The following is a 19,690-nucleotide window of genomic DNA, read 5'->3' as shown; positions in this document are numbered from 1 at the left end:
AGCTCTCCTTCTCATATACATACAAGAGAAAGGAGAGCTTTTCTTATTCTGAAGACTTGTTGTCTTAACACAGGGACAGCTCAGAGACAGGCAGAGTTCTGGAGCGCCTGGAAGCGGAGGGGGTATATTGACCTCCTGTACCGGACAGAAAACATAAATGCTTTGTCATAATTAATGGACAACATCATAAATATATATTGTCTCTGCATTGTATCGAAAAATAGCTGTTATACAATCTATTTTGAACAGACCGGGAGGGGATTTTGTGGAAAAAATTGATATCTTTAAAGATATTGCGGAACGAACAGGCGGTGATATTTACTTAGGGGTGGTAGGGGCGGTCCGGACTGGTAAGTCTACCTTTATTAAAAAGTTTATGGAGCTTGCAGTTATCCCGAATATTGAAAATGAAGCGGATCGTGCAAGAGCACAGGATGAATTGCCTCAAAGTGCTGCAGGAAAACAGATAATGACCACTGAACCTAAGTTTGTACCTAACCAGGCGGTTAAAATACATGTGGGCGATGGCCTTGATGTTAATGTGAGAGTGGTTGACAGCGTTGGGTACGCCGTCCCCGGGGCAAGGGGATACGAAGATGAAAACGGTCCCCGGATGATTAATACACCGTGGTACGAGGATCCAATTCCTTTCCATGAAGCTGCGGAAATCGGAACGAGAAAGGTTATCCAGGAACATTCCACATTAGGAGTTGTAGTAACAACCGACGGCTCTATTGGCGAAATTGAAAGAAACGATTATGCAGAGTCTGAAAAGAGGGTAATTCAAGAACTCAAAGAAGTAGGAAAGCCGTTCATTGTCCTTGTTAACAGTGTCCACCCGCAGCATCCGGATACGGAACAGCTGAGATCAAGTATTGAAGAGGAGCATGACGTGCCTGTTCTGGCCATGAATATTGAGGGGATGGCAGAGCAGGATATAAATAATGTAATGCGTGAAGTGCTCTTTGAATTTCCTGTCCATGAAGTAAATGTGAATCTGCCGAGCTGGGTAATGGTGCTCAAGGAAGATCACTGGCTGAGAGACAACTATGAAATTGCTGTGAGAGATACTGTTAAAGATATAAAGCGTCTGAGAGATGTGGACAGAGTTGTTGGCCAGTTTTTTGAATATGAATTTATCGATGAAGCGCGTCTTGCGGGGATTGAGATGGGCCAGGGAGTAGCGGAAATTGACCTGCACGCACCTGACGATCTCTATGATGAGATATTAAAAGAAGTGGTTGGTGTGGAAATCCGGGGCAAAGATCACTTGCTGGAGCTTATGCAGGACTTTTCAGAAGCCAAACGGGAGTATGACCAGGTTGCAGAAGCTCTGAAAATGGTTAAGCAGACAGGGTACGGAATTGCCGCCCCTTCTATCGAGGATATGAGCCTTGATGAGCCGGAAATTATCAGGCAGGGATCAAGATTTGGTGTCCGTTTAAAAGCAGTAGCTCCTTCCATTCATATGATTAAAGTAGATGTGGAATCTGAATTTGCTCCTATTATAGGGACTGAAAAGCAGAGCGAAGAACTTGTGCGTTATCTGATGCAGGACTTTGAAGAAAACCCATTATCTATCTGGAACTCCGATATATTTGGAAGGTCTCTCAATTCTATTGTGCGGGAAGGTATATCAGCTAAATTATCGTTAATGCCTGAAAATGCAAGGTATAAACTAAAGGAGACACTGGAACGTATTATCAATGAGGGTTCAGGAGGATTAATAGCTATTATTTTATAAGCTCTCCACTCGGAGGGTTTTTTCTTTGCTTATTTTTAACAGGGGGGTATATAGTTATAGGTGAAGAAAGGAGTAATCCTCTCTCCAGCTAAAGTGATCGGGTGTTCCGGAATTCTGAATAATTCTGAATATGCCTGCTCTCAGGACCGCTTTACTTGTGCAAGGTCGGATAGTGTATCTTTTGTAAAAATGGAAATAAATGTTAGCCATTCGATGAAATTTTGGCAAATAAGGTAAAAAAGTCATGAAATTACAAGGAATTCCGCAAAAAATGTTGAATTATTTTTATTAATCGTTTAAGATTAGCCTTGTTATCCCTTGATTTACAGGGAAACACGTATAAAAAGTTTATTTTTGTGAAAGAAAAGAAATAACACAGATGATTCTATGGGAGGAGGTGAATGGTATGAATAAGACAGAACTTATCAATGCTGTAGCTGAAAAGGCGGAACTTTCCAAAAAGGATGCTACTAACGCAGTAGATGCAGTCTTTGACGTCATCACTGGTTCTCTTCAAAACAATGAAAAAGTACAATTGATTGGATTCGGAAACTTTGAAGTTCGCGAGCGTGCAGCCCGTAAAGGACGCAACCCGCAGACTGGTGAAGAAATCGAAATCCCTGCAAGCAATGTACCTGCTTTCAAGCCAGGTAAAGCCCTTAAAGATGCAGTTAAATAATTAACATACATACAGGGCCGCGAATTACCGCAAAAAAAGAGCCACTTTAGTGGTTCTTTTTTTTGTGTGTTTATTTTCCAGCCGCAGGAATAATAAGAGGAAAGCTGTACACAGCACGCTCTGCTTGTATTTATATTGCAGAATATGCTAGAATTTTATCGACTTAATGAGTGATATAATGAACGGAGGCACCTCTATGAATAAAGTTGACCATAAGAAAATTGAAGAGGCCGTAACAATGATTCTTGAAGCAGTCGGAGAAGACCCTTCCAGGGAAGGGCTTATAGACACTCCTAAGCGTGTGGCTAGAATGTATGAGGAAATTTTTCAGGGAATTAATCAGGATCCAAAAGAACATTTCACAACTATTTTTGGTGAGGACCATGAAGAACTGGTACTTGTAAAAGATATTCCATTTTATTCCACTTGTGAACATCACCTTGTCCCGTTCTTTGGAAAAGCCCATATTGGCTACATTCCACGAGGCGGAAAAGTTACAGGGCTGAGTAAACTGGCAAGAGCAGTTGAAGCAGTGACAAAGCGGCCGCAGCTGCAGGAGAGAATTACTTCTACCATTGCTGATTCCATAGTTGAAACGCTGGAACCTCATGGGGTTATAGTTGTAGTCGAAGCAGAGCATATGTGCATGACAATGCGGGGTGTGAAAAAGCCAGGGTCTCAGACAGTGACTTCTGCTGTAAGGGGGCATTTTGAGGAGAACGCAGCTGCACGCGCCGAAGTTCTCACATTTATAAAAGGATAGACCTCTGATCTGCAATAACTGGCAGGAATATTTTAAAATCAACTTCACAGGGAGTGAATGAAATGTCCGATCAGAAAGATTATATTGTTATTAAAGCAAAGCAGGACGGGGTTAATGTCATCGGCTTAACAAGAGGGACAGATACACGGTTTCACCATTCAGAGAAGCTGGATAAAAACGAAGTAATGATTGCTCAGTTCACAGAACATACTTCAGCGATCAAAATACGGGGAAAAGCGGTTATTCAGACAGCCCATGGGGAAATGCACAGTGATGAATAAGCAGTGCGGGCAGGTTAATCCTGCTTTTCTTTAAAGGGTAAGAAAGTATAAATTTCCAAGATAGTTGTCTAGCTTCAGCGCCTACGAGCTCGAGGTCACCTCAGGCCTTTTCAGAAGCCAAAGAGCGGCTTCTGTCAAAGTCCTTCCAGTGCTTGGACCTGCGGTTACTCGTCGCAGGTAAAGAGTGTCGCTCGTGACCAAGGCGCTTGCGCTTTTGTACTTTCCCTCAGTGATGAACCTCAGAAGCTCCTCTTATCCATACGTGGCAATTATGGTATACTTAAAATGATGGAGCAGCTGAAACAATTATCATGCCAGTTTGCATAATTAGTGGTTAATCAAAGCAAGGTGCTTGATGCTGTGCGACAAAATAGAAATTGCGTTGGGGGATCTGTTAATGACATCATCATATACTTACAGCGAAGAACTTAATGAGATTTTTGAAAGTTTCTATAACCGGATCGAGCATCCTTATTTAAAGAAATACATAGAAGAACCATCCCTGGATAAAGATCAGGGAGTCATCTTATTCAGTATGATGAAGGAAAAGCAGCTTTCCTCCTCCTATATCAATAAATGCGTAATTACTGCCTACCTCGTACAGGCTGCCCTTGATACCCACGAGAAAGTTTCTGCAGATCAGCAGACGGAAGATTCCCATAAGAAGAAAAGACAGCTGAGAGTACTAGCAGGTGACTATTACAGCAGTCTCTACTACTTTATACTGTCGAAGATAAATGACCTCCCTATGATCAGGGCTCTTGCCTGTTCCATTAAAGAAATTAACGAGGCAAAGATGAGTGTTTACCAAAATAAGAAGCTGGATTATTACAAATGTGCAGAACAGATGGCTACGATTGATTCATCTGTTGTCCAGCATGTGGCTGGTGTACTTAATCTCCAGGATTGGAAAAAGGCTGCTAAAGAATTTTTTCTCCTGAAAAGACTGCTTACAGAGAGAACGATGCTAATGAGAGAAGGCAAAAAAGGCCCTCTCGCCTTAATACTGGCTTCCGAGTCATACGCAGCAGGAAGAAGCGACCAGTATGTGGATGATCTGTTTATTGCCCGGATTGAGACGGTTAAAGACAGAATATACGGGATGTGTGCGGAAGGGACAACCTTACAATCGATTATCTGTTCCCGTGTGGACGAATTGCTGGAAGAAGTACGCTATGAAAAACAATGTGTTGCAGAGGAAGGGTAAAGTAATGGCACAGTCTAAAGAAGAAAAAGTTCATCAGGTTTTTGAATCTATATATGGCAATTACGATAAAATGAATTCCATTATAAGTTTCCAGCTTCATCTGGCCTGGAGAAAAGATACGATGAAGAAAATGGCTGTTCAGGAAGGCTCGAAGGCACTGGACGTATGCTGTGGTACAGCAGACTGGACAATTGCTCTCGGAAAGGCTGCAGGCAGCAGCGGTGAGGTCACAGGCCTTGATTTCAGCCGTAATATGCTTTCAGTCGGAGAGAAGAAGATTAAGGAAGAAGGTATGGAACAAGTTAAGCTCGTGCATGGAAATGCTATGGAGCTTCCATTCGAAGATAATTCCTTTGACTTTGTCACTATTGGCTTCGGTTTAAGGAATGTTCCTGATTATATGGCAGTACTTAAAGAAATGCACCGTGTTGTTAAACCTGGGGGAATGGCGGTCTGCCTGGAAACATCACAGCCTGACCTTCCGGTATTCAGACAAGTTTACTGGCTTTATTTTAAATACATTATGCCTGTATTTGGGAAAATATTCGCGAAAAGCTATAAGGAATATTCATGGCTGCAGGAGTCCGCGCAATCATTCCCGGGCAAAAAGGAACTAAAGCAGATGTTTCAGGAAGCCGGATTCAGCAAGGTGAGCTATAAATCCTATTCCGGCGGGGCTGCTGCGTCCCACTTTGCCAGAAAAGACTGATAGATTACTTAATCACTAACTGCAGGATAAGCGAGGATATGTCCATGAAGAAGTTAAAAATAATATTAGAGATGATAAAATTTGAACACACAGTCTTTGCACTTCCGTTTGCATTTTTAGGGGCTGTATTAGGCAGTCTCCTGTTAGAGGGGAATTGGCCTACAATCAGCGAATGGATCTGGATTACGCTGGCAATGGTTGGTGCCAGAAGTGCGGCAATGACATTAAACAGAATTATTGATTCAAAGATTGATAAAGCTAATCCAAGAACTGCTGACAGGGCAATACCTGCCGGATTGATTTCCAGGTCAGAGACAGGGCTGTTTCTCGTACTCTCGTTCGCCCTTTTGTTTATTTCAGCATTTCAGTTAAATATGCTGGCTGTCTATTTACTGCCTGTTGCCGTATTTTTTCTTGTTATATATTCTTATACAAAAAGATTTACATGGCTCTGCCATGTTTTTCTGGGTATTACCATTGGAATAGCGCCACTTGGAGGCTGGGTTGGTGCTACCGGTACATTAACCTGGGAGGCATTTGTTTTATTCCTTGCTGTTGCTTTATGGACAGCAGGCTTTGACGTGATTTACGCTACTCAGGATGCAGAATACGACAAAGACGTCAAATTGTATTCTATTCCAAGTTTTTTTGGTATTCATAAAGCGCTTTTATTTGCAAGAGGATTCCATATTTTAAGTTTAACAGCTATGATCGTATTATTCTTTATCACACCGCTCAGCTGGATATATCTGGCTGGTGTGCTTATTGTGGCCGGGATAATGATCTATGAACATTCCCTTGTATCTCCTGACGATCTTTCGAAGGTGAATGTAGCCTTTTTCACAATGAACGGAATAATCAGCCTGACTATGCTTGCATTTACGATTGGAGATTTACTTATATGAACACCGATAAAAAGATATTCGCAGTAGGAATTACAGGGGCAAGCGGGGCTGTATACGGAGTAAGGGTTGTACAATCGCTTTTAAGAGCGGAACATACAGTGCATCTCCTGATGACAGAGGCTGCATGGCAGGTGTTTTATTATGAACTGGGGATGGACACGACAGACAGGGAAAATTGTCTTGAAGAACTGTTTGGCAAAAATGATAATCTTCATTTTCATACACAGCAGGATTTTTCAGCCCCAATCGCCAGCGGTTCAGCGAAAAATGACGGGATGATCATCGTACCTTGTTCTATGGGAACTTTAGCGAAAATTGCTAACGGCATATCCGGGAATCTGCTGGAGAGAACTGCCGATGTTATGCTTAAAGAAAGAAGAAAATTAATTATTGTTCCGAGAGAAACACCGCTCCATTCTGTACACCTGGAAAACATGAAAAAGGTGAGTGACCAGGGCGGGCAGATTGTACCTGCCATGCCTGGGTTTTACCATAATCCGGAGACGCTGGACGATCTTGTTAACTTTGTGGCAGGCAAGGTGCTGGACCAGGCCGGGGTGGGACATGACCTTTTTAAACGCTGGGGGGAAGAAAGATGAGCCTGGTAATCGCAGAAATTTCCTATACAAATATTCTGCCGTTGTTTTATCATATTGACAGGGAAATGTTAAAGAGCAGAGGATGCAGCTTCGTACCTAAATTTCCAGCACAGTTAAACAGGGACATGGCTGAGGGGAAGGTGCATATTGGCGGTATTTCCTCCTTTGCATACGGTGAACATTGTGAGGAGTATATCCTTCTTCCGGATATGTCTGTTTCATCCCCGGCCGCAGTGGGATCTATTTTTCTGTTTTCAAAAGTTCCGTTAACTCAGCTGGAGGGGCGGTCGGTTGCCCTAACTTCAAGCTCTGCAACATCAGTGAACCTGCTGAAGATCATATTAAAGAAATTTTATAATTTAAATGTAAATTATGAAACTATGGCTCCTGATTATCAATCCATGCTTGCATCTCATGATGCCTGCCTGCTCATTGGGGACGATGCAATCCGTTCTGTCTGGAATGCGGACAATAGTATTTACAGGTATGATTTAGGAGAAGTATGGGCTCATTTTACATCCTTGCCAATGACTTTTGCTGTAATCGCAGCGAGAAGAGATGCATGGCTTAAGGAGCCAGAACTCCTTCACGCGCTTTATGACCAGTTTCAGTTGAGTAAGAAGGCGGTGCTCCAGGATGGCTTTAAAGAAATGATTGAAAAGATACGCGGGGAGATGGGTGGTTCATACCATTTTTGGGAGAACTATTTTAACGGCCTCAATTACGATCTTTCAGCTAAGCATATAGAAGGCCTTCATCTATATTATGACCTGGCATATGAGCTGGGCTTACTCGATGAAAAAGTACACAAAATTTCGCTTTGGCAGCCGGCTGGCTATTGTCAATCTGTATAACAAAGACAAGGTGGACACAAATGAAACTGACAGATATTTATTGGCATTTACGTTCTGACATTGGGAAAATAGAAAAAGAAATTGAAAGAAACATTAACGCCGAACACCCGGTGCTTCAGGAAGCTTCAGCACATATACTTAAAGCTGGAGGCAAACGCATACGACCTGTGTTTGTTCTTTTGGCTGCCCAGTTTGGCACCTATAATCTGGATGAAATAAAAAAAATAGCTGTCCCCCTTGAATTAATACATATGGGATCCCTTGTTCATGATGATGTGATTGATGAGGCAGAACTTCGCCGGGGAAAAAAGACGATTAAGGCTAAGTGGGATAACAAGGTTGCAATGTACACTGGAGATTATATGTTTGCAAGAGCTATAGAGATAGCGACAGAAAGCGATTCTCCGGAAGTGCATCAGCTGCTCTCAGAAGCAATGGTAGAAATGTGTATAGGAGAAGTAGAACAAATAAGAGACCAGTACAACTGGAATCAGAACCTGAGAATGTATTTCCGGCGGATAAAGCGAAAAACCGCTCTTTTAATCTCGGTGAGCTGCCAGCTCGGTGCTGTGGCAGCAGGTGCACCAGTATTGTATCAGCGTGAACTGGCCCGGTATGGCTACTATACAGGGATGGCTTTTCAGATTACAGACGATATTCTCGATTTTACAGGTACTGAAAAGGAACTTGGCAAACCTGCGGGAAGTGATCTCCTGCAAGGGAATATAACTCTTCCGGCATTATATGCGATGCATCATGACCCATCCATTAAACAGCGGGTGATCAGTTATCTGAACGGTGCAGACGGCTCCGGGGAAAATATCAAACAAACGATAAAGCTTATTAAAGAGTCAGGAGCTGTTGGGTATTCGAAGGAAATGGCCGACAGGTATCTCGAAAAATCAAGAGAGGCAATGGCGGAGCTTCCTGACATTCAGGCGAAAAATGCCCTCATACAAATCGCTGATTATATTGGCAGCCGCAAGTTTTAAATTACAGATAATTGTGTTTCATCTTAAGGCTCTTTGGCGAGGGTCTTTTTATTTATCTTCGGATAACACCGATATACTAGTTTCCATTGTGATTTCTGAGAAAATTTGCTATAATCAAAAAGGTTTGTTTAGTACATAACAATTTCAGGAGGTAGACAACAATGGAACGTACTTTTTTAATGGTTAAACCAGACGGAGTGCAGCGAGGCCTTATTGGAGAAGTGCTCAGCCGTTTTGAAAAGAAAGGTTTCACTTTAGCGGGAGCAAAAATGTTAGCGATTTCAAAAGAACTAGCCGAGCAGCATTACGGTGAGCATAAGGAGCGCCCTTTCTTCGGTGAGCTCGTTGATTTCATTACTTCCGGCCCGGTTTTTGCTATGGTTTGGGAAGGCGATAATGTTATTGCTGAAGCAAGAAAAATGATGGGTAAAACAAACCCGCAGGAAGCAGCTCCAGGAACAATTCGCGGAGACTTCGGAGTACAGGTTTCCATGAATATTATTCACGGTTCCGACTCTGAGGAAAGTGCAAAAAGAGAAATAGAATTGTTCTTCAACACAGAAGAGCTTGTAACATACGAAAAAACTGTTTCTAAGTGGGTTTAATAAAAAGCTGCCGGAATCCGGCAGCTTTTTATAACAGCTAAAATTCAAGTGGCACGACATGATAAGGGGAAATGAAGGATGCAGGACGATTATCAGTTATTTGTTCAAAATATAAAAAGCAGTACCGGAATAGATCTTGGATTATATAAAGAAGCACAAATGAAAAGAAGACTCACTTCCCTCAGGGAAAAGCAGGGGTTTACTAATTTTCAGCTGTATTATAAATCGCTTATTAAAGAACCGGATATGATGGAAGAATTTTTAACGAGGATGACAATCAATGTTTCTGAATTTTTCCGGAACCCGGAGAGGTGGGAAATACTTGAGAAAAAAATTCAGGAATTAGAGGTCTCCCGCCGAAAGATTAAAATGTGGAGTGCTGCCTGTTCAACAGGTGAAGAACCGTATACTCTGGCAATGCTGCTCAGGAACTATTTTACCTACAATGATTTTGAAGTCCTTGCCACAGATATTGATAAGGCGGTATTAGAAATCGCCAAAAAGGGTTTTTACATAGAACGTTCCCTAAAAGAGGTCCCACGGGAAATGCTGGACAGCTTTTTTGTAAAAAGTGGTTCTGGATATGAAGTGAAGGAAGAAGTGAAAAAGACTGTGAAATTCAGACAGCATAATCTCCTTTCTGACAATTGCGAAACAGGTTATGATCTGATTATCTGCCGTAACGTTATGATTTACTTTACTGAAGAGGGAAAACAGGCTTTATATAAAAAACTGAGTGACTCTCTCAGGCCGGGGGGATTATTGTTTGTTGGAAGTACAGAGCAGATTTTTAATCCGAAATTATATGGACTGGAATCTGAAGACACATTTTTTTACAGAAAAGCATCTTCCTGAGCATATTGAAACCTGGGGGGGGGGGCGCCCTCCTGCCAGCTAAAATGGGAGCTGAATACTTATACAGGAAATAAGGGAGTTAACCTCCTTCGGGCTCGCCAATCGGCGGGTTTTCTTTATATCCCTTTTGCCTGTATAATACACTCAAACAACATAAGAAAAAGACAATTTTTTTTATTTGGTCTTGAAAAATATACTGAAATCAACGACAATTAAACATAACATTAATTTAGCACATAAAAGCGATAAAGAAAGAAGAGGTAGATAGAATGAGATTTTTAACAGCGGGTGAATCCCACGGACCGGAACTTACTGCAATTATTGAAGGTGTACCCAGCCAGCTGCCGCTGACAGAAGAGAAAATAAATGTCCATCTTGCGAGGAGACAAAAAGGCTATGGACGGGGTAGAAGGATGCAGATTGAAAAAGACCAGGTGCGGATCACCAGCGGTGTAAGGCACGGGAAAACTACCGGAGCTCCAATTACACTTCATGTGGAAAACAAAGACTGGAAACACTGGGTAAAGATAATGGGCTCCGCTCCTTTAACAGAAGAGGAAGAGAAAGAGGTTAAGCGTAAAATTACACGTCCTCGTCCAGGCCATGCAGATTTAAACGGGGCGATTAAATACGATCACCGGGATATGAGAAATGTGCTTGAGCGTTCTTCTGCCAGGGAGACAACAGTAAGAGTAGCCGTTGGTGCTGTTGCTCAGGAATTACTTAACTACTTCGGAATTGAAGTATGCGGCCATGTTCTTGAAATTGGAAACATAAAAAGCAGCCAGCCTGAATACAGTTCAATCAGTGAGCTGAAAGAACGTTCAGAGGCATCCGAGGTTCGCTGCCTTGATGAAGAAGCCGGAGAGAAAATGAAACAGGCAATTGATGAAGCGAAAGAAAATGGAGATTCTATTGGCGGGGTTGTGGAAGTAGTTGCTGTCAACCTTCCAGTCGGTCTTGGGAGCCATGTTCATTACGACCGGAAGCTGGACGGTAAAATTGCCAGGGGTGTCATGAGTATTAACGCCTTTAAAGGTGTGGAAATAGGTATAGGCTTTGAAGCGGCAAGGCTTCCTGGAAGCCTGGTGCATGATGAAATTCTTCACGACGAAGAACAAGGCTACTACCGGAGAACTAACCGTCTTGGAGGATTTGAAGGCGGGATGACTAATGGCATGCCAGTTGTTGTCCACGGGGCGATGAAGCCGATACCAACTCTGTACAAACCCCTTCAGAGTGTCGATATTGAATCAAAAGAGCCGTTTTCTGCAAGCATTGAGAGATCGGACAGCTGTGCGGTTCCAGCGGCTGCAGTAGTTTGTGAAGCTGCTGTTGCCTGGGAGCTGGCTGATGCGTTTCTCGAAAAGTTCGGGGCGGATACGATTAATGATATTGATGCTAATTTAAGAGCATATACAGAAAAAGTGAGGAATTTTTAATGACGGCTTCAGTCCTTCAGATAAAGGCGGGTTCCAGTCCTTATCCAGTTATTATTGATGAAGGGACCAGAAAGGACACCTGGAATATTATCAGAAATCATCTCAATGGGGAGCCTTCCTCCTTTTTCATCATAACTGATGAATCTGTGGGAAATCTCTATTTAAATGATGTATTAAGCTCTTTTCCGGAAACCGTAAAGGTAAACTGCTGTACAGTACCGTCCGGCGAAAGCTCTAAATCTTTTTCTGTGTATGAGCAGGTAATGACAGAGGCTCTTGAGAAAAATCTTGACCGGAATTCAATGATTGTCGCCCTCGGAGGCGGGGTCATTGGTGATCTTGCAGGTTTTGTTGCTGCCACGTATATGAGAGGCATAGCATTTATTCAAATGCCCACAACTCTTCTGGCCCATGACAGCAGTGTTGGTGGAAAAACAGGGATTAATCATTCCTATGGCAAAAACATGATTGGAGCCTTCCATCAGCCTTCGCTTGTGATATACGACACGGAATGCCTTAAGACACTGCCTGAAAAAGAATGGCGTTCAGGATTTGCAGAGGTAATTAAACATGGTTTTATAGCAGATGGAGCTTTCTTAAACTGGATAAGCGAGAAAGTGGACGACTTTCATTCCATAGAAACAGACGTGCTGAAAGAGATGCTTCAACGTTCGATTTCGGTAAAGGCTGACATAGTACAACTTGATGAAAAAGAAAAAGGAATCCGTGCTTTTCTGAACTTTGGACATACGCTGGGTCATGCTGTTGAAGCTGAATCGGGTTATGGAAAAATCACTCATGGAGAAGCGGTCGCAAAGGGCTTGAAATTTGCACTTCAGCTAAGTGAATATTTATTCGGAGTGAAAATTCCATATGAGCCATATGTTAAAAAAATGGAAGCACTGGGGTTTGATCTTACTCTTCCCCCTGGTATCACAGCAGAACGTCTTCTTAAACGGATGAAAGGCGATAAAAAAGCGTCCGATGGCGATGTCAGATTTGTGCTGCTTAAAAATATAGGAGAGCCAGAGCTGGTAAAAGTGAAAGATGAAGAAATTCTTAAAGTATTAGCTTTGTGAAATGAGAATAATCTTTTTAAGCAAATTGATTGTAGTGGAAGGTGAGAGACTCCTGCGGGAAAAGCAATAGCTACGAGCATAACATCAGGAAATCACTGCGAGTTGTCTCGGCGCATGTAGCTTCAAAGAGATACGTTAAGAGGAAGAGACAGAAGCTCCACGTGCGCTCTGCAGTATGGTAGCTGTTTCTTCCTCTGCCAGCTTACCTTCGCAGGATATCCGTCGAAACAAATCGAAGTATTTCTAAGAAGTAACGCTTTTTGAAGCATTGCCCGCGGAAAGCGAGCTGACTGTAACGAAAATCAACAATAAAGTTAAACTTAGCTAAAGATTTAAACGAGAGGTTGGATGAGTATGGTAAGGGGAATCAGAGGAGCCACTACAGTGGAAGAAAATAATGCAGAAGAAATTTTAAGCGCCACCTTCAGGCTGTTTAAAGAGATGGAAGAGGCTAACGCCTACCGCCCTGATGATATTTCCCATGTGCTGATAACAGTAACGGAGGATTTAAATGCCGCTTTTCCTGCAGGTGCATTACGAAAACTGGAAGGATATGATCTTGTTCCGGTTATGTGTGCAAGAGAAATCCCGGTCCCTGGAAGCCTCGAGAAATGCATCCGGGTGATGATGACTGTTAATACGGATAAGCCGGCTGAAGAAATTAACCATGTTTACTTAGAAAGAGCGGTAACTCTTCGTCCGGATTTATCCTTGACAAAGAATGCGAATATGCGTTAGGATAACAACAAGCTTAGTTAAGAATAGTTAGAATTTAGTTGAGAGCATTAACCATTATAACGGCGAAAGTCGTGTATGAGATGAGAATAGTTGAGATGAGATGAGTCGAGATGAGGAGAGCAGAGTTGATATGACAGACGTATAGCGCGTCTGCCTCTGCCGGGGCAGGCGCTTTTTGTACATTCGTCGGTTTAGTGTTTTAAAGTGATAAAGTAAAGTTAGTATTTGTTTATCACTCCTCTGGTAAAACCTCCCTCGAATCAGTCACTCTTCCAAAGAGGTGAAAGCAGTGATTGGAACGAGCCTTTCAGAATTCAAAGAATCTGCAGCAAAGTACAGGACAGTCCCTGTAACATCTACTATAGTTGCAGATACAAAAACCCCTATTCAATTATTCCAGTTGTTTGACAAGCAGGCAGCATTTATTCTGGAAAGTCGGGACGCCTTGTCCTCATGGTCAGAATACTCTTTTATAGGACTATATCCAAAATATTATATTGTGGAGAAACAAAGGCAATTTCATTTGGAAACTGCTTCAGGCCAGTGTCTTATTACGTGCAGTACATTAAATGAGGCATGGGAAAAAAGCATGGATTATATGAATGTAGCCCCTGATTTGCCGAACATCCCTTTTCCTGGAGGAGCAGTAGGTTATTTAAGTTTTGAAGCGTACAGCTACTATGAACCTAAAGTATCTGGCAACAGTACGGAAGAACCGGATGTTCATCTTGTTTTTTGTGATACGATCCTCGCCTTTCACCATGAAAAAGAGGAGATTAGTATTATCCACTTACAGGAGGCGGACGGAAGCAGACCAGAATTAAGTTTTCGTCAAGGAACGATAAAAATCGCAGAAATTCTTTCAGTTATTAGATACGGAAAAACAGAACAACGGACACTTTCCCCAGGCAGTCTGCCTGAGGCAGAAGATATATTCAATGGCGTAACTTCAAATTATTCAAAAGAGGAGTTTCTCGATAAAGCAGCCCAAATAAAGGAGTACATCCAGGCAGGGGATATATTTCAGGCGGTGCTCTCTCAAAGATTCCAGTACAACGTGAATTCCTCGGGTCTTGACCTGTACAGGGTGCTCCGGAAAGTTAACCCTTCGCCTTATTTATATTATCTAAGACTGGGGCAACAGGAAATAATCGGCAGTTCACCAGAAAGGCTGGTTAAAATTAATGACGAAAAGGAGCTGGAGATTCATCCTATCGCCGGCACACGCCATCGAGGGAGCAATGAAGCCGAAGACAGGATGCTGGCGGCGGAATTAGCCGCAGATGAAAAAGAAAGAGCCGAACATCTTATGCTTGTGGACCTGGCGAGAAATGATGCTGGAAAAGTAAGCGAATATGGTTCTGTAAGAGTCGAGGATATGATGAGTGTGGCTTATTTCTCCCACGTCATGCATCTGATAACAAAAGTCTTCGGACAGCTCAGGAAAGGGACGACGCCCTTTGAAGCAGTGTTTGCTGCACATCCCGCAGGAACGGTATCAGGAGCTCCTAAAGTGAGAGCTGCTGAAATTATACAGGATCTTGAGACGAGCCGCCGGGGAGTTTATGCAGGAGCAGTAACCTACTGCGGTTTTAATGGAAGTGTCGACTCCTGCATTGCAATCAGAACAATTGTCTTAAAAAATGGTACAGCTTCCATACAGGCAGGCGCAGGAATTGTTGCTGATTCCGTTCCTGAGCTGGAATGGGAAGAGACGAGAAATAAAGCTAAAGCATTATTGTACGCTGTGAAGATCGCAGAGCGGCGGCATCAGCTTGAGGAGGTACTCTAAAATGAACAAAGTTATGGAAAACTTTCTGAATACTAAAAGTCTCAGTGAAGAGGCTGCCAAAGAATTGCTTTTATCCATGCTTAACGGAGAACTTAACGATGAACAAATCTCAGCAGTACTTGCTGTCCTGAGGCACAGAGGGGAAACAGCTGATGAGATTGCAGGTTTTGCTAAAGGGATGAAGGAGTCGGCCCTGGAGGTGACACCTCCTTTCCCTGTTCTTGATACATGCGGTACAGGCGGTGACGGAAGCGGCACCTATAATATTTCAACTGGTGCTGCAATTCTTCTTAGTTCACTGGGCGTCCCTGTTGCTAAACATGGCAACAGAAGCGTTTCATCGAAAACAGGGAGTGCCGATGTACTGGATTATCTCGGAATAAGTATTCAGGCGAAGGAAGAAGAGGCGATAGAAAAGCTGAAAACAGACAACCTCTGCTTTCTTTATGCCCCGATATACCATTCGGCAATGAAGGAAGTTGCAAAGGCAAGGAAGCAGCTTGGTGTTAAAACAATTTTCAACCTCCTGGGACCTCTTACCAATCCTGCTGGGGCTTCTAGAAGACTGATCGGTGTTTACAGCAGGCATGCAGCTGTAAAGATGGCCAGGGCAGCGATAAAACTTGGTGTAGAAAGAGCTATGTTTGTAACAGGGGACGATGGCCTTGATGAGATTACAATAACTGGTAAAACATACGTGTATGAAATTCAGAGAGGCAGGCTGACGGAGTATTTATTTTCGCCGGAAGATGCGGGATTGAATCGCGGTGACATAAAGCCAGCTTTAGTAGAAACGGCAGAAGAAAGCGGCAAAATGATCGAATCTGTTCTTAAAGGAGAAGGCCCAGAAGAGGCTGAAAACATTCTTCTCCTTAATGCTGGTGCGGCCCTTTATGTTTACGGAGCGGTTTCTTCAATAGCGGAAGGCGTGCATGCCGCAAAAGAAGCATTGGGGAATAAAGCTTTCAGTCAGCTTGAAAAGCTCAGAAATGCAGGGAAGGGAGTTCTCGTACAATGACATCGACGATCCTGGATACTATTGTTGATCACAAACTGGAAGAAGTACGACAGCTTCCGGAAAGGCAGGAGTTAATACAGAATTTTGAAAACCGCTCCCTTTTCAGAGCTTTGAAATATACAAGCCGCAGTATGGGTATAATCGCCGAAGTTAAACAAGCCAGCCCTTCTAAAGGCTTGCTTACGAAAAACTTCGATCCTGTGAAAATCGCCGGGGAATACGAACAGCTGGCTATCGATGCCGTCTCCGTCCTTACAGATGAACGATTTTTCAAGGGCCACAGCTCTCACCTTACAGCAGTGAAGGAGAGCACTTCACTGCCGGTTCTCAGAAAAGATTTTATCATCCACGAGAATCAGATAAAGCAGTCCGTGCAAATGGGAGCGGATGCGATATTACTCATAGCTGCTATTCTTGGCAAAACCCAGATACAGGAATATCTCGGAATGGCAGAGGAACTCGGTCTTGATGTATTAGTGGAAGTACATGATGAAGAGGAACTGGAGAAAGTTCTTTCCGGCAGCCGGCCGAAAATGATTGGGGTAAACAACAGAGACCTGAAAACATTTCATACGTCTCTTCAAACATCTGCAAGGCTGAGAGAATTAGTCCCTGAGGACATCCTTTTCATAAGTGAGAGTGGAGTGAAAACGCAGGAAGATATTAAATACCTGGAAAATATAAAGGCGGACGGACTGCTTATCGGTGAAGCTTTCATGACGGCATCTGACAGAAAGATGCTCCTGGAGCAATGGTTTAAGGAGGAACTCAGATGAATACACTTTTGAAATTTTGCGGCATAAAGTCCTTTGATGATTACAGTAATGCGGTAGACAGCGGTGCTGATTTCCTGGGGTTTGTATTCGCTCCAAGTAAGAGGCAGGTTACTGCAGCAGAGGTGAAAAGCTGGACACGGAAAAAACCAGTACAAACTGGACAGAAGCTTGCCGGTGTTTTTGTAAACGAGGAAGAAGATGTTCTGTTAAGCTCTGCAAAAGAGTGCGGGCTGGATGTACTTCAGTGCCATGGTACGGAGACGCCTGATTTTTTAAAAAGGCTGAAAGAGAAAGCTGGAACACTGGTTTTTAAAACAATCCACCATGGAGGGGACAGCCTCAGCAAAATGCAGGAATATAATGGCGCATGCGATGGGTTTGTCATTGATACGAAAACAGCAAATGCATGGGGCGGCAGCGGTGTTGCCTTTGACTGGGAAAGCGTTCCGGAATACGTTAAGGAAGCTGGTAAACAAAGTGCATTCTGTTTTATCGCCGGGGGGATTAAACCCGAAAACGTCAGTGAGCTAATGAAATATCATCCGCCGGGAATTGATTTATCTTCAGGAATAGAAACACATGGAAAAAAGGACGAAGGGAAGATGGAAGCGATGGTTTTGAGTGTTAAGAAGAAATACAACGCACCAGATAAATTAGGGCGGTTCGGCTCATTTGGAGGGAAATATGTCCCTGAAACGTTAATGTACGCCCTGGAACAGCTGGAAGAAGCTTTTGAAAAGGTGATCAAGGATGAAGAATTTTTCAGGGAACTCCATGAGGAATGGAAGAAATATTCTGGGCGGCCTACCCCTTTAACAAAAACAAAACGTCTTACAGAAAAGGCCGGAGGAGCTTCCATTTACCTTAAACGGGAAGACCTGAACCATACAGGTGCCCACAAGATTAATAACGCTATCGCCCAGGCACTGCTGGCGAAACGAATGGGGAAGCAGCAGATAATCGCTGAGACCGGAGCAGGCCAGCACGGAGTAGCAGCGGCAACTGCGGCAGCCAGGTTTGGGCTGACTTGTAAAGTTTTTATGGGTGAAGAAGATATGAAGCGGCAGGAACTTAATGTTTTCCGAATGCGGCTTCTCGGTGCAGAAGTTATCAAAGTAACGAGCGGCGGAAGGACGTTAAAGGATGCGACAAATGAAGCGATCCGCCACTGGGTGGCTCATGTTAATGATACATTTTATCTTATCGGTTCAGCAGTCGGACCTCATCCTTATCCGAAGATGGTCAGGGAGTTCCAGTCAGTAATCGGACGGGAAAGCAGGGAACAGTTTTTAGAGGAAACTGGAAAACTTCCGGATGAAATAGTAGCATGTGTAGGCGGCGGAAGCAATGCAATTGGTATGTTCTATCCTTTTATTGAGGACGAGGTGCGCCTGACCGGAATTGAAGCGGCCGGGAAGGGTACTGATACAGAAGAGCATGCAGCTACATTAACGAAAGGGAGAAAAGGGGTTCTGCATGGTTCTTTATCTTATTTGCTTCAGGATGAAGCAGGAAATATCACAGAGCCGTATTCAATATCTGCCGGACTTGATTACCCGGGGATAGGCCCTGAACATGCTTATTTACGAGATACAGGCAGAGTTAACTATGAAGCTGTTACAGACGAGGAAGCCATAGAAGCGCTTCAGGTGCTCTGTGTTCAGGAAGGGATTCTTCCGGCTATTGAGTCTGCCCACGCGCTGGCATATGCCCTTAAAAGGGCTGGTGAGCTCCCTGAGACAGAAAATATTCTCGTCTGTTTATCAGGCCGAGGAGATAAAGACGTTCATACAATTCAGCAAGTGCTGGGAGGGGATGAAGGATGAGCCGGCTGCTAACGTCAGCATTCAAAGATCAGAAAAACTTATTTGTGCCTTATATAATGGCTGGAGACCCTAACCTGGAGGCGTCAATTGATATTGCATTAGCACTGCAGGAGTCCGGTGCCCATGCTCTTGAATGGGGAGTTCCTTTCAGTGACCCCCTTGCCGATGGCCCTGTGATTCAGGCAGCCGGGGACAGGGCGAGAAAGAACGGAATGACTATTCTTAAAGCGATCGACGGTGTGAAAGAAGCGAGGAAAAAAGGCCTGGAAATACCGGTAGTTTTATTTACTTATATTAACCCCATTCTTGCAGCGGGTGAAGAAGAAATAATCAAAAAAATGAGAGAGGCTGAAATTGATGGGCTTCTTGTACCTGACCTTCCGGCAGAAGAAAGCGGTTCTGTAAGAGAACTTTGCCAAAATGCGGACATATCTCTGATTTCTCTTGTTGCTTTAAGCTCCCTCGAAAGAATGGAAAAGATTAGTTCTGTAAGTGAAGGCTTCCTCTATTTTGTTTCCTCTTACGGGGTAACCGGGGTTAGGGAAAACTTTTCGGAAAAGCTGCCTGACACACTTGAATATTTAAAAACAAAAACAGATATTCCTGTGCTCATCGGTTTTGGCATATCGAAAAAGGAACATGTAAACTACTTCAATTCTATTTCTGACGGTGTAATCGTAGGAAGCGCCCTTGTTAAAATAATTGCAAAGAACGAAAAACAGTTAATTGATGAAAAATACAGAAAAGATGCTCTAAATGAGATAAATGAGTTTGTCACAGAGTTAATTTCATAATAGGATAGAGTATATATATAAAATGCGGGAAG

The 19,690-nt window shown here is 43.2% G+C and carries 20 protein-coding genes and 1 pseudogene; all 21 read left to right on the top strand.

Annotated features, from left to right (window positions below):
* The first annotated feature begins 265 nt into the window (after positions 1-265).
* The gene (gene spoIVA, locus BK582_RS21125) at positions 266-1,744 is read left to right on the top strand and encodes a stage IV sporulation protein A (protein ID WP_078596930.1); all 1,479 of its coding nucleotides are present in this window, start codon (positions 266-268) and stop codon (positions 1,742-1,744) included.
* Between the two features lie 406 nt (positions 1,745-2,150).
* Complete coding sequence (locus tag BK582_RS21120; protein ID WP_167553234.1) at positions 2,151-2,423, top strand: HU family DNA-binding protein; 273 nt, start codon at positions 2,151-2,153, stop codon at positions 2,421-2,423.
* A gap of 196 nt (positions 2,424-2,619) precedes the next feature.
* Positions 2,620-3,186: a GTP cyclohydrolase I FolE gene (folE, locus tag BK582_RS21115; RefSeq protein ID WP_078596928.1), complete on the top strand. Its 567-nt coding sequence runs from the start codon at positions 2,620-2,622 to the stop codon at positions 3,184-3,186.
* Positions 3,187-3,248: 62 nt separating this feature from the next.
* The gene (gene mtrB / locus BK582_RS21110) at positions 3,249-3,467 is read left to right on the top strand and encodes a trp RNA-binding attenuation protein MtrB (protein ID WP_078596927.1); all 219 of its coding nucleotides are present in this window, start codon (positions 3,249-3,251) and stop codon (positions 3,465-3,467) included.
* A gap of 397 nt (positions 3,468-3,864) precedes the next feature.
* Positions 3,865-4,674, top strand: a complete 810-nt coding sequence (locus BK582_RS21105) for a heptaprenyl diphosphate synthase component 1 (RefSeq protein WP_169911185.1) — start codon at positions 3,865-3,867, stop codon at positions 4,672-4,674.
* Positions 4,675-4,678: 4 nt separating this feature from the next.
* Positions 4,679-5,383 carry a demethylmenaquinone methyltransferase gene (locus BK582_RS21100; RefSeq protein WP_078596925.1) on the top strand — a complete coding sequence of 235 codons (705 nt, stop codon included), beginning with the start codon at positions 4,679-4,681 and terminating at the stop codon, positions 5,381-5,383.
* A 44-nt stretch (positions 5,384-5,427) separates the two neighbouring features.
* Positions 5,428-6,288: a UbiA-like polyprenyltransferase gene (locus BK582_RS21095; RefSeq protein ID WP_078596924.1), complete on the top strand. Its 861-nt coding sequence runs from the start codon at positions 5,428-5,430 to the stop codon at positions 6,286-6,288.
* Positions 6,285-6,887 (top strand): UbiX family flavin prenyltransferase, encoded by a 603-nt coding sequence (locus tag BK582_RS21090; RefSeq protein ID WP_078596923.1) that lies wholly within the window; start codon positions 6,285-6,287, stop codon positions 6,885-6,887. The genes BK582_RS21095 and BK582_RS21090 overlap by 4 nt, the downstream gene beginning before the upstream one ends.
* Positions 6,884-7,741 (top strand): menaquinone biosynthetic enzyme MqnA/MqnD family protein, encoded by an 858-nt coding sequence (locus BK582_RS21085; protein WP_078596922.1) that lies wholly within the window; start codon positions 6,884-6,886, stop codon positions 7,739-7,741. The genes BK582_RS21090 and BK582_RS21085 overlap by 4 nt, the downstream gene beginning before the upstream one ends.
* A gap of 20 nt (positions 7,742-7,761) precedes the next feature.
* The gene (gene hepT / locus BK582_RS21080) at positions 7,762-8,733 is read left to right on the top strand and encodes a heptaprenyl diphosphate synthase component II (protein ID WP_078596921.1); all 972 of its coding nucleotides are present in this window, start codon (positions 7,762-7,764) and stop codon (positions 8,731-8,733) included.
* Positions 8,734-8,894: 161 nt separating this feature from the next.
* The gene (gene ndk, locus BK582_RS21075; RefSeq protein WP_078596920.1) at positions 8,895-9,338 is read left to right on the top strand and encodes a nucleoside-diphosphate kinase; all 444 of its coding nucleotides are present in this window, start codon (positions 8,895-8,897) and stop codon (positions 9,336-9,338) included.
* A gap of 78 nt (positions 9,339-9,416) precedes the next feature.
* Complete coding sequence (locus tag BK582_RS21070; RefSeq protein ID WP_078596919.1) at positions 9,417-10,193, top strand: CheR family methyltransferase; 777 nt, start codon at positions 9,417-9,419, stop codon at positions 10,191-10,193.
* A 269-nt stretch (positions 10,194-10,462) separates the two neighbouring features.
* On the top strand, positions 10,463-11,635 hold the full coding sequence (gene aroC / locus BK582_RS21065) for a chorismate synthase (protein ID WP_078596918.1): 1,173 nt from the start codon (positions 10,463-10,465) through the stop codon (positions 11,633-11,635).
* Complete coding sequence (aroB, locus tag BK582_RS21060) at positions 11,635-12,714, top strand: 3-dehydroquinate synthase (protein WP_078596917.1); 1,080 nt, start codon at positions 11,635-11,637, stop codon at positions 12,712-12,714. The genes aroC and aroB overlap by 1 nt, the downstream gene beginning before the upstream one ends.
* Before the next feature lie 354 nt (positions 12,715-13,068).
* Positions 13,069-13,452: a chorismate mutase gene (gene aroH, locus BK582_RS21055; protein WP_078596916.1), complete on the top strand. Its 384-nt coding sequence runs from the start codon at positions 13,069-13,071 to the stop codon at positions 13,450-13,452.
* A gap of 289 nt (positions 13,453-13,741) precedes the next feature.
* Complete coding sequence (locus BK582_RS21050; protein ID WP_078596915.1) at positions 13,742-15,244, top strand: anthranilate synthase component I family protein; 1,503 nt, start codon at positions 13,742-13,744, stop codon at positions 15,242-15,244.
* A gap of 1 nt (position 15,245) precedes the next feature.
* Positions 15,246-16,262 (top strand): anthranilate phosphoribosyltransferase, encoded by a 1,017-nt coding sequence (gene trpD, locus BK582_RS21045; RefSeq protein ID WP_078596914.1) that lies wholly within the window; start codon positions 15,246-15,248, stop codon positions 16,260-16,262.
* Positions 16,259-17,038 carry an indole-3-glycerol phosphate synthase TrpC gene (gene trpC, locus BK582_RS21040; RefSeq protein WP_078596913.1) on the top strand — a complete coding sequence of 260 codons (780 nt, stop codon included), beginning with the start codon at positions 16,259-16,261 and terminating at the stop codon, positions 17,036-17,038. The genes trpD and trpC overlap by 4 nt, the downstream gene beginning before the upstream one ends.
* Positions 17,035-17,655 (top strand): annotated as a pseudogene (locus BK582_RS28260) (phosphoribosylanthranilate isomerase); the annotation flags it as partial. The gene trpC and the pseudogene BK582_RS28260, both read left to right, overlap by 4 nt.
* Positions 17,650-18,864: a tryptophan synthase subunit beta gene (gene trpB / locus BK582_RS21035; RefSeq protein WP_338066851.1), complete on the top strand. Its 1,215-nt coding sequence runs from the start codon at positions 17,650-17,652 to the stop codon at positions 18,862-18,864. The pseudogene BK582_RS28260 and the gene trpB, both read left to right, overlap by 6 nt.
* Positions 18,861-19,658: a tryptophan synthase subunit alpha gene (gene trpA / locus BK582_RS21030; protein WP_139368277.1), complete on the top strand. Its 798-nt coding sequence runs from the start codon at positions 18,861-18,863 to the stop codon at positions 19,656-19,658. Before trpB ends, trpA begins: the two co-directional genes overlap by 4 nt.
* Positions 19,659-19,690 lie beyond the last annotated feature (32 nt).

The sequence above is a fragment of the Evansella clarkii genome (genome assembly GCF_002019695.1).
GTDB lineage: Bacteria > Bacillota > Bacilli > Bacillales > Salisediminibacteriaceae > Evansella > Evansella clarkii.
Note: the sequence above shows the minus strand (reverse complement) of the source record. Positions and strands in the feature narration are given on the sequence as shown.

Coding starts and splice junctions, on each gene's coding strand:
- ndk (WP_078596920.1), top strand. CDS start 8,895: ATGGAACGTACTTTTTTAATGGTTAAACCAGACGGAGTGCAGCGAGGC.
- mtrB (WP_078596927.1), top strand. CDS start 3,249: ATGTCCGATCAGAAAGATTATATTGTTATTAAAGCAAAGCAGGACGGG.
- BK582_RS21100 (WP_078596925.1), top strand. CDS start 4,679: ATGGCACAGTCTAAAGAAGAAAAAGTTCATCAGGTTTTTGAATCTATA.
- aroH (WP_078596916.1), top strand. CDS start 13,069: ATGGTAAGGGGAATCAGAGGAGCCACTACAGTGGAAGAAAATAATGCA.
- trpC (WP_078596913.1), top strand. CDS start 16,259: ATGACATCGACGATCCTGGATACTATTGTTGATCACAAACTGGAAGAA.
- BK582_RS21095 (WP_078596924.1), top strand. CDS start 5,428: ATGAAGAAGTTAAAAATAATATTAGAGATGATAAAATTTGAACACACA.
- hepT (WP_078596921.1), top strand. CDS start 7,762: ATGAAACTGACAGATATTTATTGGCATTTACGTTCTGACATTGGGAAA.
- trpA (WP_139368277.1), top strand. CDS start 18,861: ATGAGCCGGCTGCTAACGTCAGCATTCAAAGATCAGAAAAACTTATTT.
- trpD (WP_078596914.1), top strand. CDS start 15,246: ATGAACAAAGTTATGGAAAACTTTCTGAATACTAAAAGTCTCAGTGAA.
- aroC (WP_078596918.1), top strand. CDS start 10,463: ATGAGATTTTTAACAGCGGGTGAATCCCACGGACCGGAACTTACTGCA.
- trpB (WP_338066851.1), top strand. CDS start 17,650: ATGGTTTTGAGTGTTAAGAAGAAATACAACGCACCAGATAAATTAGGG.
- BK582_RS21105 (WP_169911185.1), top strand. CDS start 3,865: ATGACATCATCATATACTTACAGCGAAGAACTTAATGAGATTTTTGAA.
- BK582_RS21090 (WP_078596923.1), top strand. CDS start 6,285: ATGAACACCGATAAAAAGATATTCGCAGTAGGAATTACAGGGGCAAGC.
- aroB (WP_078596917.1), top strand. CDS start 11,635: ATGACGGCTTCAGTCCTTCAGATAAAGGCGGGTTCCAGTCCTTATCCA.
- BK582_RS21070 (WP_078596919.1), top strand. CDS start 9,417: ATGCAGGACGATTATCAGTTATTTGTTCAAAATATAAAAAGCAGTACC.
- BK582_RS21085 (WP_078596922.1), top strand. CDS start 6,884: ATGAGCCTGGTAATCGCAGAAATTTCCTATACAAATATTCTGCCGTTG.
- folE (WP_078596928.1), top strand. CDS start 2,620: ATGAATAAAGTTGACCATAAGAAAATTGAAGAGGCCGTAACAATGATT.
- BK582_RS21120 (WP_167553234.1), top strand. CDS start 2,151: ATGAATAAGACAGAACTTATCAATGCTGTAGCTGAAAAGGCGGAACTT.